The following is a 14,482-nucleotide window of genomic DNA, read 5'->3' on the forward strand; positions in this document are numbered from 1 at the left end:
CGCTCGGCACTGACGTGTCCTCGCTGCCCCCCGAGGGGGCGCTGCGCCTGCGGCCCGGCGAAGCCGGTTCCGCGGCCCCGGCTGGTGAAGAAGAAGCTTCCACGCTTGTCACACCGCAACGCATGAGGCCCGCTCATGCTTAAAGGCATTGACCCCCTGCTCACGCCCGAGTTGCTCAAGGTATTGGCCGAGATGGGTCATGACGACGCGCTGCTGCTGGCCGATGCCAATTTCACGGCCATGAGTGTGGGCGCGGGCAAACCCGTGCTGCGCCTGCCTGGCCACGGCATGGCGCGAACAGCACGGGCCGTGGCTTCGCTGCTGCCTCTGGCTGAAGATGTGGATCACCCGGTGGCTTACATGCAGGTCAGCGGTACCGAGGCACCCTACCGTTCGGAGCTACAGCGCGAGGTACTGGCGCTGCTGGCCCCGGGGTGGCTGCCGCATCAGCAGGCCGAGGCCGTTGAGCGCTACGCGTTTTATGAGCGGGTACGCCAGGCCTATGCGATTGTGGTGACGGGTGAATTGCAGCCTTTTGGCAACTTCATCCTGCGCAAAGGGGTCATCGGCGAAAATGTGCGTCCATGACCGAATCTCCTGTCACTGCGGCCACTCCCGCTACCCCCGCGGAATCCGAAGCAGCCACGCCTGTGTGGCTGCGCCAGCGCGGCTCCAACCACGTGGGCATGCGCCAGTTCAATGAACGCGTGGTGCTGCAGGCCATCCGCCTGCACGGTAGCGTACCCAAAGCCGAACTGGCCCGCCTGACCAACCTGACCGCACAGACCATCGGGCTGATCACTGCCCGGCTGGAAGAAGACGACCTGCTGATCCGGCACGACCGCGTGCGCGGGCGCATTGGCCAACCCTCGGTGCCGCTGGCGCTGAACCCCGACGGCGCCTTCTCAGTGGGCATCAAGATTGGCCGGCGCAGCACCGACTGGTTGCTGGTCGACTTCACCGGGCAGGTCCGCCAACGCCTGTCGCTGGCCTATGCCTTCCCCGATGCCGACACCCTGCTCCCCGTGATCGGCCAGAACCTGCGCACCCTGCGTGAGCAACTCGGTGCACTGGCTCCGCGGCTGGTCGGTGTGGGGGTGGCCGCGCCCTTCCAGCTCGGTGGCTGGCACCGGATGCTGGGGCTGTCGGCGCAGCAGTCGGACCGTTGGAACCACATCGACCTCAGCGCCGAAGTGCAAGCCATGACCGACCTGCCCGTGAGTTTTGCCAAAGACACCTCGGCGGCCTGCGTGGCCGAACTGGTGTCGGGCCGCGGACGCGACCTCAAGAGCTTTCTCTACTTGTTTGTCGACACCTTTGTGGGCGGCGGCCTGGTCATCAATTCACAACTTCACGCAGGCATCCACAACAACGCCGGCGCCGTGGCGTCGCTGCCATTGCAGGCGGCCCAGCCACCCGGCGCGCCGCCACAGCTGGTCAGCCAGGCTTCGCTGTGGGAACTGGAGCAGTGTTTCAAGGCGCGCGGGCTTGACCCGGCTGCAGCCTACGACGAACGCGCCCTGCAGCCGCCGTTCGAGTCCGACACCCAGGCCTGGGTGGCCAGCGCCGCCAATGCACTGGCCCACAGCGTGGTCAGCGCAACGGCCCTGCTGGATATCGATGCCGTGGTGATGGATGGCTCCTTTTGCCGCCCGCTGCTGCAGCGCCTGATTGAAGCCACGGGCGCAGCACTCGGCCGCTACAACTGGGAAGGTCTCTGGCCCGCCCAGGTGATGGCCGGCAGCATTGGCTCCGACGCTCGCGCACTGGGCGGTGCCATGCTGCCTCTGCATGCCAACTTCGCACCCGACCGCGACCTGTTTCTCAAGGGTGGCCGCTGATCCGCGCTTCGGGACGGTACATCGCCTCGATTTCGCGCGCATAACGAGCCATCAGGTTGTTGCGCTTGAGCTTGAGCGTCGGCGTCATCAGGGTGTTTTCGGGCGTCCACGGCTCCCGCGTGAGGTACACGGCACGCGGCGTCGCGTAGCGTGCGAAGTCCTTCGCCTGGGCGGCCATGCGCTCCAGCGCGAGCTTGTGCACAGCCGGCAGGTGCAGGCTGGCCGGGTCCTCGGGGTCCACCGCCAGCGCCGCAGCCACACGCCGCCATTCCGCCGGGTTGACCACTGCCACACAGGCGATGAAGGGGCGGTTTTCACCGACCACAAAGACCTGGTCGAACAGGGAGTCGGCGGCAATCGCCACCTCGAGGTCGCCCGGCGGTACTTTTTCGCCGGTCGACGTCACGATGATTTCCTTCAGGCGTCCCATGATGCGGATACGCCCGCCATCGATCACGGCCTGGTCTCCGGTACACAGCCAGCCGTCGTCCGTCAGCACGCGGGCCGTGTCTTCGGGGCGTTTCCAGTAGCCCTTCATTACCAGCGGGCCGCGCACCTGCAGTTCCTGGTTGGCGCTGATGCGCACCTCGACACCCGGCAAGGCCCTGCCCACTGTGGCCGGGTCGTTGTCGTCCACACCATTGCCCGACACCACGGGCGATGTCTCCGTCATGCCGTAGCCCTGCAGCAGCGGCAGGCCTAGCCCGAGGAAACAGCGTGCCACCGCATGCGACAAGGGCGCACCACCGCTCACCGCCACCCGCACGCGTCCACCAAACTGCGCCCGCAAGGTTCCGGCCACCAGCCGCTCCAGCAGGGGCCAAACCAGGGGATCCAGCCATGCCCACGGACTTTTTTCGCTTTCCGCCAAAAGCAATCCCTGTGCGCGGCAAAACCGCCGCCAGCCGACAGACTGCGCCGTCAGAAACAGGCGTGTTTTAAGCGGCGACTGCGTCAGTGTCTCCTGCAGTTTGGCAAATACGCGCTCGTAAATACGCGGCACCGAAATCAGCACGGTGGGACGCACGGTTTTCAGGTCCTCGGCCAGCAAGGGCACGGAACGCGCATAAGCCACGCAGCTTCCGGCGGCAATGGGCAGGTAATAACCGGCGGTCCGTTCAAACGTGTGCGACAGCGGCAGGAACGACAGGAACACATCGTCCACCATCGGTACCACCAGCGACAGGATGGCCCGTACATTGGACACGATGTTTCGGTGCGTCAGCATCACACCCTTGGGTTTGCCCGTGGTGCCTGAGGTATAGACGATGGCCGCAAGGTCGTCCTCCTGCGGTGCGGGCAGCAAGCCGGCGTACCCTTCCCCCGCCGCCAGCCAGTCGGCCAGGGGCACAACTGCCACCGCCCCACCCGCCCCGCTCAACGGCGCTTCAGGCACGGCGACCACCACGCAGCGCAGCGCCGGCAAGGGCGTTCCGACAGCCTCAACGGCCTGCCACTGTGAAAGCGACGACACCATCAGCAGGGAAGCTTCGCAGTCCGCCAGGATGTAGGCAATGCTGCCGGCATTGTCAATGGCATGCAACGGTACAGGCACCAGCGCCAACGACAGGGCCGCCTGGTCGATGCTCACGGCATTGAGGCCGTTGGGCAGCAGGATCGCAACACTCGCATGGGCCGGCAGCTGCGTGGCCGCCAGCGCGCGCCGCCACTGCGCGACCCGCTCGCTGGCCTCAGCCCAGCAGGTGCTGTGCCATTGCCCGGTGAGGGCATCAAATTCACGGTAAGCCTCAGCCTCGGGACTGTGTGCCACGCGAAAGGCCAGTAATTCCGGCAGCGTGTGCACTGCGGCAATATCCAGGGGAGTGATGTTCATTCAGGTTTTCCTGCCAGCCAGAAAGGCGGCACTGTCATTTTTTATCACGTGCGCAGTTGCGCGTGACTGCGTTGCATCAAGCCCGTTCAACAACAGGCCTCTTGGGCGGATGCGTATCAGCGCACCTTCAGGCGCCGGCGTTGCCTGCTTTGCGCCTGGCCTTCCAGGCGCCGAAAATAACAATCAGGCCGGGAATAAAAATCATGGCCCAGATGATCTTGTCGAGATGGGTTTTGACGAACGGGATGTTGCCGAAAAAATAACCAGCCGTCACGATGCCGCCGACCCACAGTGCACCGCCCACAAGGTTGTACAGCGTGAACTTGCTGCGCGTCATGTCCGACACGCCCGCCACAAAGGGGGCAAAAGTACGAAGAAACGGCATGAAACGCGCCGCGATGATGGTGATACCGCCGTACCGCTCGTAAAACGCATGGGCCTGGTCAAAAGCCTTTTTGTTGAACCAACGCGAGTTTTCCCACTGAAACACCTTGGGACCCAACGCTCGCCCTATGCCGTAGTTGCACTGGTCGCCCAGCACAGCTGCCACAAACAGCAACGCCACCGCCACCGGAAAACTCATGAGGCCGACGCCGCACATCGCGCCCACCACAAACAGCAGTGAATCACCCGGCAAAAATGGCATGACGACCACGCCGGTTTCCACAAAAATAATCAGGAATAACAGGGCATACACCCACGCGCCGTAGCTGGTGACAAAGGCTTCCAGGTGCTTGTCGACATGAAGAATGAAATCAATGAGAAAGGTGGCAAATTCCATACCGGTGATTTTGACAGGTATGAAACCCGCGCCCGCCGCGTACCGGCCTCAGCGGCCACTGTTGCCGCTGACCCGCGTCATGACATGTACCAGACCCTTGCCAGGCGCATAGATATAGCCGTAGCTCGTCCCCGAACCGGTTTTCCAGCCATACTGCACGGCACCGGGTGTGCCGTCATACACGCATGAAAGCTTTTCAATCTCGACGGACGTCACTTCGTTGCGCGTGCCTCTCGGTGAAAAATAAGTGGTGTTGTAGCGGCGTACCTGGCCCTGCGACCACATGCCCACCGGAAACTTCCCCTCGTTGGTCGCGTTGCCAAAACGCTGGTCATACACCCGGCCAATGGCGGTACGGTCGGGCGTCAGCGCAAAACGCTCGTGCGCACGCGGGACCTTGCGTTCGTAGATTTCGTAGACAGTACCGCCCTGGCCTTCCCACTGCATGGGTCCTTTGAGTGTCACGTCTGCCTTGCCCACAGAACCATCGGGTAACTCGTCGACAAACGGATACACCCGATCAACCGCTGCAAATACCAGTTCCCGGCTATCTGTCATGGGGTTGCCGGTGAGAAGTTCGACTGGCAAAAACCGCTCCTTGATGCTTTCATCCTGTATGCACACGGGCACCTTGGGTGTTTGCACCTGCGCTTGCGCCATACCGGCAAGAAAAAGGGCGAAGATCAAGGAAGAAGCTTGGGCTTTCAATCGCATGGGATTCCCTTACATCAATAAAATAAATCGGAACCATGATGGTTGTCGCAACAAAATCTTACAAGATCCGGAAAAGGGGCAGTTGCCGGACTTGTTGCTTCCTCACTCCAAAAAGCCCAACCCGTAAAATCAGTAGCAATGACCCCTCTTCCTGCCCGCCGCCCGATCCGCGAACTTCCCGATGAATTGATCAGCCAGATCGCGGCCGGCGAAGTGGTGGAGCGCCCAGCGTCCGTCGTGCGCGAGCTGGTGGACAACGCGCTGGACGCCGGCGCCACGCAAGTGACTGTGCGGCTGCTGGCCGGCGGCGTACGGCTCATCGTGGTCGAAGACGACGGCTTCGGCATCCCGCGCGAAGAACTTCCCGTCGCCCTGAGGCGCCATGCCACCAGCAAGATTGCCTCATTGCAAGACCTGGAAGCCGTCGGCACCATGGGTTTTCGGGGCGAGGCGCTGGCGGCGATCAATTCGATCGCCGACATGAGCCTGCTGTCCAGAACCGCCGCGGATGAACACGCATGGCAGCTTGACGGCCGCACCGGCGAACTGAAGCCCGCCGCGCGCAACCGTGGCACCAGCGTGGAAGTGCGGGAGCTGTTTTACGCCACGCCCGCGCGCCGCAAATTCCTGAAGACCGATGCCACCGAACTGGCCCACTGCATCGAAGCCGTACGCCGCCATGCACTGGTGCGGCCCGATGTGGGTTTTGCGATCTGGCACGAAGGCAAGCTGGTCGAACAATGGCGCGCGGCGACAGGCGACAACGCCCACCAGCAGCGCCTGGCCGATGTGCTGGGCAGCGAATTTGTCGAGCAGTCCGTGACCGTCAGCTATGAGAGTTCAGCGCGCCGCGCCGACGGCCTGCCCGCCGTGCGCGTCTGGGGCGTCGCCGGCATTCCGGATGCCGCCCGCTCGCGCGCCGACCAGCAGTTCGCGTATGTCAACGGCCGTTACGTACGCGACAAGGTGCTGACCCACGCCGCGCGCAGCGCCTATGAAGACGTGCTGCATGGCCACCGCCAGCCGGTCTATGCGCTGTATGTCGAGATCGATCCGTCCCGCGTGGACGTGAACGTGCACCCGACCAAGATCGAAGTGCGTTTTCGCGACAGCCGTGAGGTGCACCAGGCGGTGCGCCACGCCACCGAAAACGCGCTGGCCATCCCGCGCTCCACGGCAGCTGCCCAGGCAGGCGCGGAAGACGCTGCTGTCACGCCCACCGGATTTCTTGAGCAAAACAAGGCTTTTGCGCAACAGGGATGGGCGCAACCAGCTATCAATTTTGTAGCAAACGGCGGTCACAGGGCCTCCGACTTTGACGCCATGTGGCCGTCATCGCAAGCCGTCGCGCCCAGCCAGCGGGAATCTGGCGAGGATGCCCTGTACGTCACCATTCCCCCGGTCGGAAATGGCATGGCGGGCGTGCCTGAAGGCGCAAGCGCCCTGCCCTCCGGCGACTGGCCGCTGGGCCGCGCCATCGCCCAGCTGCAGGGCATCTACGTGCTGGCCGAAAACACCCAGGGCCTTGTCATTGTGGACATGCACGCTGCCCACGAGCGCATCGTCTATGAACGCCTGAAAACCCAGATGGACGGTGCCGATGGCGCCAGCATCATCAGCCAGCCGCTGCTGATTCCGGCCACCTTTGCCGCCAGCCCCCAGGAAGTGGCCACGGCCGAGGCCAACGCCCAGGCATTGGCAACGCTGGGCCTGGAAATCACGCCTTTTTCGCCCAAAACCCTGGCGGTGCGCGCCGTGCCCACCAGCCTGGCGCAGGGCGATGCGGTGGAACTGGCCCGCAGCGTGCTGGCCGAACTGGCCCAGCACGACGCCAGCACCGTCATACAGCGGGCCCGGAACGAGTTGCTGTCCACCATGGCCTGCCACGGCGCCGTGCGCGCCAACCGCAAGCTCACGCTCGACGAAATGAACGCCCTGCTGCGCCAGATGGAAGCCACTGAGCGCTCCGACCAGTGCAACCACGGGCGGCCCACCTGGCGGCAGGTCAGCATCCGGGAGCTTGACACGCTCTTCATGCGCGGACGCTGAACTTTCCGGCGCCCGGCGAATCATTCACTTGCATGAAACGCTGGCACCTCTTTACTTCCTTCCTGATGACGCTGGCGTTGCTGGCGGGCTGTGCCACCCTTGACGAAAAGCAGCGAGCCTGGATCTTTCAGCCCAGCGACCGCACCTGGGGCGGGGCTGCAGCCGCCGCGGTGGGAATGGAAGACGTCTGGATTGACTTCAACGCCGCCAGCGGCAGTGGCGGCGACCACCCCGTCCGCCTGCACGGCCTGTGGCTGCCGGCAGACGAGTCGGATGCCGCAAGCAAAACCCCCGTGCTGCTGTACCTGCATGGCGCGCGTTACAACGTCACCGGCTCCGCGCCGCGCATGCGCCGCATGCAGGAGCTCGGCTTCTCGGTCCTGGGGATCGACTACCGCGGTTTTGGTAAAAGCACCTACGAACTGCCGTCGGAAACATCGGCCTACGAAGACGCCCGCGCCGCCTGGGACTGGCTGGCCAAAAAGTACCCCGACCGTCCCCGTTACATCTTCGGACACTCGCTGGGCGGGCCGATTGCCATCAACCTGGCCACGGAGGTGGCCGATGAAAGCGGCACGATTGTCGAAAGCACATTCACTTCCATCGCCGATGTCGTGAGTACGTCCCAGTGGGGCTGGATGCCGGTGTCGCTGCTCATCACCCAGCGTTTCGAGGCCGTCCGAAAAGTCGGCAAGATCGGCTCCCCCCTGCTGGTGGTGCATGGCGGCGAAGACCGCCTGATCCTGCCGGACCTGGGGCGCAAGCTTTATGACGCTGCAGCGCAGCCCAAGCTCTTCTTGCTGGTGCCGGGTGGCTCGCACCACGACACCAACCTGGTCGGCCAGCCCCAGTACCGACAAGCGCTGGCACAGCTGTTTCGGATGGACAGGAGCCTTGCTGACGGTGCGCACAATGAGGCATTGCAGGTGGCTGGCGGCAAACGCGCCCCAAAACAAGCCGAAATGCTACAGAACAAGGAATAATGCCCAAAAACGGGTATTTTTTACTTACCCAATACATGTAGCCGGATGTAACATTCCCCGTACCGCATAGCAGCTGATAACAGCTGAAACAACGAGAGGGGAATGTATGAGCCAAGTCCTGGTTACCCGCAGGTCGTCTGCCTTCACTTTGCTGGCCCCTGCGCTGGCGCTGCTGGCATCTACCCCTCTCCACGCCCAGACCGCCGCCGCTGCCGCGGCGCCTGCCGTTGCGAAATTCAATGGCGCGGACACCGCCTGGATGCTCATCTCGACCGTGCTGGTGCTTTTGATGACCATTCCCGGCATCATGCTGTTCTACAGCGGCATGATGCGGGCCAAAAATGCGCTCTCCATCGTGGCGCACACTTTTGCGGCCACCACGGTTGTCACGCTGGTTTGGGCGGGCATTGCCTATTCACTGGCCTTCACGCCCGGCAACCCCTGGATCGGCGACATGAGCCGCGCGCTAAGCGAAGGACTATTGGGCGCAAAAGTCGGCGCGCACGTTTCAGCGCCTTCCGTGCCGGAATCCGCTTTCTTCCTGTTCCAGCTGGCATTCGCCATCATCACCTTCGCACTGATCATCGGCGCCACCGTGGAGCGCATGCGCCTGAGCGCCACCATTTTCTTTGCGGCCTTCTGGACCATCCTGGTATACGCCCCTGTGGCGCACTGGATCTGGCAACCCACCGGCTGGCTCGCCAGCATGGGGCATATGGACTTTGCGGGCGGCACGGTGGTGCACATCGCGGCCGGCTTCAGCGGCCTGGTGGCGGCCAAGGTCGTGGGTCCGCGCAAAGGCTTCGGAACCGAACCCATGGTGCCGCACAACCTCTTGATATCCATCATCGGCGCCGGGCTCTTGTGGGCGGGCTGGTTCGGCTTCAATGCCGGTTCGGCCTTTGAGGCGAGTTCACGCGCCGTGGGCGCCCTGCTGGCCACCCAGGTGGCAGCTTGCGTCGGCGCGTTCATGTGGGGCATTTGCGAATATGTCCAGCGCGGCAAGTTCAGCGTGCTGGGCATGGCAACAGGCGCCATTGCCGGCCTCGTCGCCATCACGCCGGCGTCCGGTTTTGTCGGCGTCATGGGCGCATCGGTCTTGGGCTTTGCGGGCGGCGTCGGCTGCTTCCTGGCCGTGACCCGCTTCAAGCGTGCCACAGGAATTGACGACTCGCTTGACGTATTTGCCCTGCATGGCGTGGGCGGCATCATCGGCACGGTCCTGACCCCGGTCTTTGCGCTCAAGGAAATTGCACCCGTGACCGCCACCGTGTTTACCAACCTCGTGGGAGCCTGCGCCGTTGCAGCTTACGCAGGCGTCGCGACCTGGCTGATTTTGCTGGTGGTCAAACCCCTGGCAGGCCTTCGCGTCACCGCGGCAGAGGAAGAACTGGGCCTTGACCTTGCCCAGCACGGCGAGATGATTTCAGGTGCTTGAGTTCCCACCCATCAAGACACGTAAACCATGCTGTTAACCATGACACCGCCTGACGACTCCGATCTCATGGCCTACGCGGTGCGGATGGTCATTCCCATGAAGCGGGAGTTCGGCCGTTCACTGAATGTCCATCAATTCCTGCACGACCTGCCGTACGCCACTGAGGTAATTCAGGAAGCGCTCAACAGCAAGGACGAGCGCCTGCGCAGCTACGCGGCCTATGCGCAGACCAAGATTTTCGGACCCCGCAGCGGCAGCGAACCGTTGCTGTCAGCGTCCGCAGCATCGCCCGCCGTAGTGGCTGCCGCTCCCGCCGCAAGCGAAACAGAAATCAGCGAAGACCTGCGGGCCAAGGCCATCGCCCGGTACAAGTCGGGCCTGCGCTGAACAGCCTGGCCGCCCCGACAGCGCCCTGATACCCCAGGCTTGATCAGCCGGCCCTCACCACGCGCACGCCGGCACGTCTGGCGCTGCTGATCCACGCTGCTTGCGTGCCCCTGTGAACCACCACCGCCGACACATCGGCCAACGCCATGATGCGGCAGGCCGAGGCCGCGCCAAGTTTTTCGCCCGATGCCAGCAGCACTGTCTCCGAGGCACAGCGGTGCAGTGCCCGCTTGACGGCGGCTTCTTCGGAATCTCCCGTGGTCACGCCCGCCGACGCATGCACGCCGGTCGCCCCCATGAAAAACACATCCGCCCGCAAGCGCGAGAGCTGCTCCATCAACTCGGCCCCCATGGCCACCATGGAGTGCCGGAAAAGCCGCCCGCCAAGCAGCTGAATCACGATGTGGGGACAACGCGCCAGTTCTAGGGCAACCGCCGGGCTGTGGGTAAACACCGTCGCATGGAGGTCTTCACTCAGGTGCCGCGCCATCTGCAACGCTGTGGTGCCGCCGTCAATGATCACCACCTGCCCGGGCAGGACCATGGCCGCCGCCACCTGGCCGATGGCCTGCTTGTCCAGCGGCGCAATCTGCTCACGCACAGCCACATTACCGACGGCCGGCGAAGCAGGCAAGGCCCCGCCATGGACACGCTGGAGCTTGCCTGCCTGGGCCAGCTCGCGAAGGTCGCGCCGGATGGTGTCTTCCGAAATACCCAATTCCTGGCTGACGGCTTTGGCAACCAGTTGCCCGTCACGGTCAAGGCGCGTCAGCAGCAGGTGTTTGCGTTGGCTGGTCAGCATCGGGTTTCGGCTCCGGTCTCTTGTGCGGTCTGGAACTGGACATTGCACGAAATTTCATGATAATGCACGATATTACACGAAATCAACCAACCCGAATGCGCCCTTCCTTCCTGACTCCACCGCCCGCACAACACGTGCGCGTGCTCGGCGATGAACGCCTGTCCGACAACTGGTATGTGTTGCGCAAACTCACCATCGAGTTGCGCCGCCGCGGCGGCACGTGGCAGCAGCAGACACGCGAGGTCTACGACCGCGGCAACGGCGCAGCGATCCTTCTTGTCAACGTCCGGCGGCAAACCGTGGTGCTGACAAGGCAGTTCCGGCTGCCGGCCTGGGTCAATGGTTGCGCCGACGGCATGCTCATTGAGGCCTGCGCCGGACTGCTCGATGGCGACGACCCCGAGACCTGCATCCGCCGCGAAGCAGCCGAAGAAACCGGGTTCCGCATCCAGGCACCGCACAAGGTGTTCGAGGCTTACATGAGCCCGGGCTCGGTCACTGAAAAGCTGCACTTCTTCGTGGCCTCCTACGAAAGCTCGGACCGCACCGGGGAAGGCGGCGGCATCGTCAATGAAGGCGAAGACATTGAGGTGATCGAGCTGTTGCTGGAAGACGCGCTGGCCATGGTGCGCAGCGGCGCCATTGAAGACGCCAAGACCATCATGCTGCTGCAGCATGCAAAAATCACCGGCCTGGACCGCCTGCTCCCCCTGCGCCCTCCGTTCTCTTCTTCCGGGTCCTGAGCCATTCTGGAGACGGCCGCTCCGCGGAGCCACGCCAGCGTTTGTCTGATACGCTCAGCTCAATGGATGTTCCTGTTTCGAAGACCGCGGCGCCTGCCATGTCGCCCGGCATGGTCGTGCTGGTGCTGTCGATGCTGCTGGGCATCCAGCCGGTCACGACCGACCTCTACCTGCCCGCCCTGCCCGCATTGACCGAAGGCTTCGGCGCGCCGATGTCGCAGGCCCAACTCACGCTCAGCGCCCTGCTGCTGGCCTTCGGCACCTCCCAGCTGATCTGGGGCCCGCTGTCTGACCGCTTCGGCCGCCGTCCCATCCTGCTCTGGGGTCTGTGCGCCTACACCCTCGCCTCCGTCGGCAGCACGCTCGCATCGTCGATGACGCTGCTGATCACCTGGCGCATCGTGCAGGGCGCCGCCATGGGCGCGGCAGTGATGTGCGCGCGCGCCATTGTGCGCGACCTGTACCAGCCGCTTGAAGGCGCCCGCGCCATGTCCAAGGGCTTGAGCGGCCTGGGCGTGCTGGCCTGTATCAGTGCACCACTGGGCGGCCTGCTGTCCGAGCTTTTCGGCTGGCGCATGGCCCTGATGGCACTGGCCGTGTTCGGCGCGGCCACGCTGGCCCTCGTCTTGCTGCGGTTTGAAGAAACCCTGGCACAGAAAAACCCGCGTGCGCTGCAGCCAGCCACACTGCTGCGCACCTGGGTCCATATTCTTCGCAACCCCACGTTCCTGGCGTTTTCGGTGTTGACCGCGGCCTCCTACGGCGGCCTCTTCACTTTTCTGGCCACCTCGTCGTTCGTGTTTATCAAGGTGCTGGGCCTGACCAAAACACATTACGGCCTCATCATGTTTTCGATGTGTTTTTGCTACCTCACCGGCACTTTCATCTGCCGTCGGCTGCTGCCACGCTTTGGCGTGCGGCGCTCGGTGGCTGTGGCCGCGTGCCTCACGCTGGCCGGCGGAACCTTGATGGGCGTGCTGGCCTGGGCCGGCATCCAGAACGTCTGGGCCATCATGCTGCCCTACTACCTGTTCATGCTGGGGCATGGCGTGCACCAGCCCTGCGGGCAGAGCGGCGCGGTAGGCCCCTTCCCCCAGGCGGCGGGCGCTGCCTCGGCCCTCAACGGTTTTCTGATGATGGTCGTAGCCTTCGGCATGGGCGGCTGGCTGGGAACCCACATGGACGGCACGGTGCGGCCGCTGACCAACGGCGTCTGGTTCTGGAGCGTACTGATCGCCGCCACGGCCTGGACCGTGATCCAGAAATACGGAGAGCCTGCCCATGAGGCCGCAGCCAGGGCCTGACATGCGCGGCATCGCGCTGGCCGGGCCGACGGCCTCCGGCAAAACCGCCGCCGCCATGGCCATCGCGCAGCGCCACGCAGTGGAAATCATCAGCGTCGATTCCGCCCTGGTCTATCGCGGCATGGACATCGGCACCGCCAAGCCCACACCGGCCGAGCTGGCCGCTGTGCCGCACCACCTGATCGACATCCGCGATCCGCTGCACGCCTACAGCGCGGCCGAGTTTGTGGCCGATGCCAACCGGCTGATGGAAGACATCCGCGCACGCGGCAAACTGCCGCTGCTGGTGGGCGGCACCATGCTGTACTTCAAGGCGCTGTTCGACGGGCTGGACGACATGCCCAGGGCCGACCCCGCCACGCGCGCCCTGATTGCCGACGAAGCAGCCGCCAACGGCTGGCCGGCGCTGCATGCCGAACTGGCCCGGGTGGACCCGGTCACGGCCGCCCGGCTCGCACCGAACGATTCGCAGCGCATCTCGCGTGCGCTGGAGGTTTTCCGCGTGTCAGGCCAGCCGCTGTCATCCTTTCATCAGCAAAACGCTACAAAAAACATAGCTGCTGGCGCACAGCCATCAATGGCTACAGCCCTTATTTCCCTTGAACCGCAAGACCGAAGCTGGCTGCACGAGCGCATTGCCCAACGCTTCGACGCCATGCTGGCCGGCGGGTTGATGGACGAAGTGAAAGCCTTGCGCGCACGCGGCGACCTCACCCCCGACCTGCCTTCGATGCGCTGCGTCGGCTACCGCCAGGCATGGGAAGCACTGGATGGCAACTACCCGCTGGCCGAGCTGCGCGACAAAGGCATTTTCGCCACGCGCCAGCTGGCCAAGCGCCAGATCACCTGGCTGCGCTCCATGCCGCAGCGCCAGGTCGTGGCCTGCGATGCGGCCGATGCGTTGCAGCAGGTGCTTGCGCTGGTTGACGCTTCCGTGAGGCAGATAACGTGAGCCTTCAACTCAGGGACCTCGCCAAACGCTACGGCACAACTGCCGTGTTCAGCCATGTCACGCTGGATGTTGAGCCCGGCGAATTCGTCGCCATCATCGGCGAATCAGGCGTCGGCAAATCAACGCTGCTCAACTGCATGGCCGGGCTCGATACCTGGGACGAAGGCACGGTACTGCTGAACGGCCAGGACCTGGGCGCCATGACTGATGACCAGCGTGCGCTGCTGCGGCGGCGCCATGTGGGTTTTGTGTTTCAGGCCTTTCATGTGCTGCCGCACCTGGATGTCGCGCAAAACGTCGCCCTGCCATTGCTGCTGCTCGGCGAGCCGGACGACGCGCGCGTGCAGTCACTGCTGGATGCGGTCGGCCTGTCGGGCATGGGCGGGCGTTTGCCCCAACAGCTCAGCGGCGGCCAGCTGCAGCGCGTGGCGATTGCCCGCGCCCTGGTGCACCGGCCCAGCCTGCTGCTGGCCGACGAACCCACCGGCAACCTGGACCCAACGACGGCCGCCAAAGTAATGGATGCGCTGATTGCCCAGACCCGCGAGCACGGCGCGTCACTGGTGCTGGTCACCCATTCCGAAGCCGCGGCCGCACGCGCAGACCGCCGGCTGCATTTAAACGCAGACGGGATTCTTCCCTAAGCTGCGCTCC

General features: G+C 64.1%; 14 protein-coding genes. 10 read left to right on the forward strand and 4 right to left on the reverse strand.

What is annotated here, in order from left to right; all coding sequences use genetic code 11:
* Positions 1 to 135: 135 nt before the first annotated feature.
* Both AC1DY9_RS20365 and AC1DY9_RS20370 read left to right on the forward strand, forming a co-directional pair.
* Entirely contained in the window at positions 136 to 588 is a 453-nt protein-coding gene (locus tag AC1DY9_RS20365) for an RbsD/FucU family protein (protein WP_477667483.1), read from the forward strand.
* A complete protein-coding gene (locus AC1DY9_RS20370; RefSeq protein WP_457278962.1) occupies positions 585 to 1,841 on the forward strand; it encodes an ROK family transcriptional regulator in 1,257 nt (418 codons plus the stop codon). The genes AC1DY9_RS20365 and AC1DY9_RS20370 overlap by 4 nt, the downstream gene beginning before the upstream one ends.
* Here the strand turns inward: AC1DY9_RS20370 and AC1DY9_RS20375 are convergent.
* The 3 genes from AC1DY9_RS20375 to AC1DY9_RS20385 form a co-directional block, all read right to left on the reverse strand.
* On the reverse strand, positions 1,825 to 3,675 hold the full coding sequence (locus AC1DY9_RS20375; protein ID WP_477667484.1) for an AMP-dependent synthetase/ligase: 1,851 nt from the start codon (positions 3,673 to 3,675) through the stop codon (positions 1,825 to 1,827). The two genes, AC1DY9_RS20370 and AC1DY9_RS20375, sit on opposite strands and share 17 nt — an antisense overlap.
* 127 nt (positions 3,676 to 3,802) lie before the next feature.
* Entirely contained in the window at positions 3,803 to 4,456 is a 654-nt protein-coding gene (locus AC1DY9_RS20380) for a DedA family protein (protein ID WP_477667485.1), read from the reverse strand.
* A gap of 48 nt (positions 4,457 to 4,504) precedes the next feature.
* Positions 4,505 to 5,170, reverse strand: coding sequence for a hypothetical protein (locus tag AC1DY9_RS20385; protein WP_477667486.1), 666 nt, complete (start codon positions 5,168 to 5,170; stop codon positions 4,505 to 4,507).
* A gap of 138 nt (positions 5,171 to 5,308) precedes the next feature.
* Here AC1DY9_RS20385 and mutL point away from each other — a divergent pair, with 138 nt between their 5' ends.
* From mutL to AC1DY9_RS20405, 4 genes are all read left to right on the forward strand, one after another.
* A complete protein-coding gene (gene mutL / locus AC1DY9_RS20390; protein ID WP_477667487.1) occupies positions 5,309 to 7,219 on the forward strand; it encodes a DNA mismatch repair endonuclease MutL in 1,911 nt (636 codons plus the stop codon).
* 32 nt (positions 7,220 to 7,251) lie between these two features.
* Complete coding sequence (locus AC1DY9_RS20395; protein WP_457278967.1) at positions 7,252 to 8,202, forward strand: alpha/beta hydrolase; 951 nt, start codon at positions 7,252 to 7,254, stop codon at positions 8,200 to 8,202.
* Positions 8,203 to 8,308: 106 nt separating this feature from the next.
* Complete coding sequence (locus tag AC1DY9_RS20400; protein ID WP_457278968.1) at positions 8,309 to 9,640, forward strand: ammonium transporter; 1,332 nt, start codon at positions 8,309 to 8,311, stop codon at positions 9,638 to 9,640.
* Between the two features lie 27 nt (positions 9,641 to 9,667).
* Positions 9,668 to 10,027, forward strand: a complete 360-nt coding sequence (locus tag AC1DY9_RS20405; protein ID WP_457278969.1) for a hypothetical protein — start codon at positions 9,668 to 9,670, stop codon at positions 10,025 to 10,027.
* 43 nt (positions 10,028 to 10,070) lie between these two features.
* On the opposite strand, the gene AC1DY9_RS20410 is transcribed toward AC1DY9_RS20405, so the two are convergent.
* The gene (locus AC1DY9_RS20410) at positions 10,071 to 10,829 is read right to left on the reverse strand and encodes a DeoR/GlpR family DNA-binding transcription regulator (protein ID WP_477667488.1); all 759 of its coding nucleotides are present in this window, start codon (positions 10,827 to 10,829) and stop codon (positions 10,071 to 10,073) included.
* A 95-nt stretch (positions 10,830 to 10,924) separates the two neighbouring features.
* Here AC1DY9_RS20410 and nudK point away from each other — a divergent pair, with 95 nt between their 5' ends.
* The 4 genes from nudK to AC1DY9_RS20430 all read left to right on the forward strand — a co-directional run bounded on the left by nudK (position 10,925) and on the right by AC1DY9_RS20430 (position 14,472).
* Positions 10,925 to 11,572, forward strand: coding sequence for a GDP-mannose pyrophosphatase NudK (nudK, locus tag AC1DY9_RS20415; protein ID WP_477667489.1), 648 nt, complete (start codon positions 10,925 to 10,927; stop codon positions 11,570 to 11,572).
* Positions 11,573 to 11,634: 62 nt separating this feature from the next.
* On the forward strand, positions 11,635 to 12,876 hold the full coding sequence (locus AC1DY9_RS20420) for a multidrug effflux MFS transporter (protein ID WP_477667490.1): 1,242 nt from the start codon (positions 11,635 to 11,637) through the stop codon (positions 12,874 to 12,876).
* Positions 12,854 to 13,828 (forward strand): tRNA (adenosine(37)-N6)-dimethylallyltransferase MiaA, encoded by a 975-nt coding sequence (gene miaA, locus AC1DY9_RS20425; protein WP_477667491.1) that lies wholly within the window; start codon positions 12,854 to 12,856, stop codon positions 13,826 to 13,828. The genes AC1DY9_RS20420 and miaA overlap by 23 nt, the downstream gene beginning before the upstream one ends.
* Positions 13,825 to 14,472: an ABC transporter ATP-binding protein gene (locus tag AC1DY9_RS20430; RefSeq protein WP_477667492.1), complete on the forward strand. Its 648-nt coding sequence runs from the start codon at positions 13,825 to 13,827 to the stop codon at positions 14,470 to 14,472. Before miaA ends, AC1DY9_RS20430 begins: the two co-directional genes overlap by 4 nt.
* Positions 14,473 to 14,482: the final 10 nt, after the last annotated feature.

It is taken from the genome of Polaromonas sp. P1_F6, assembly GCF_056405695.1.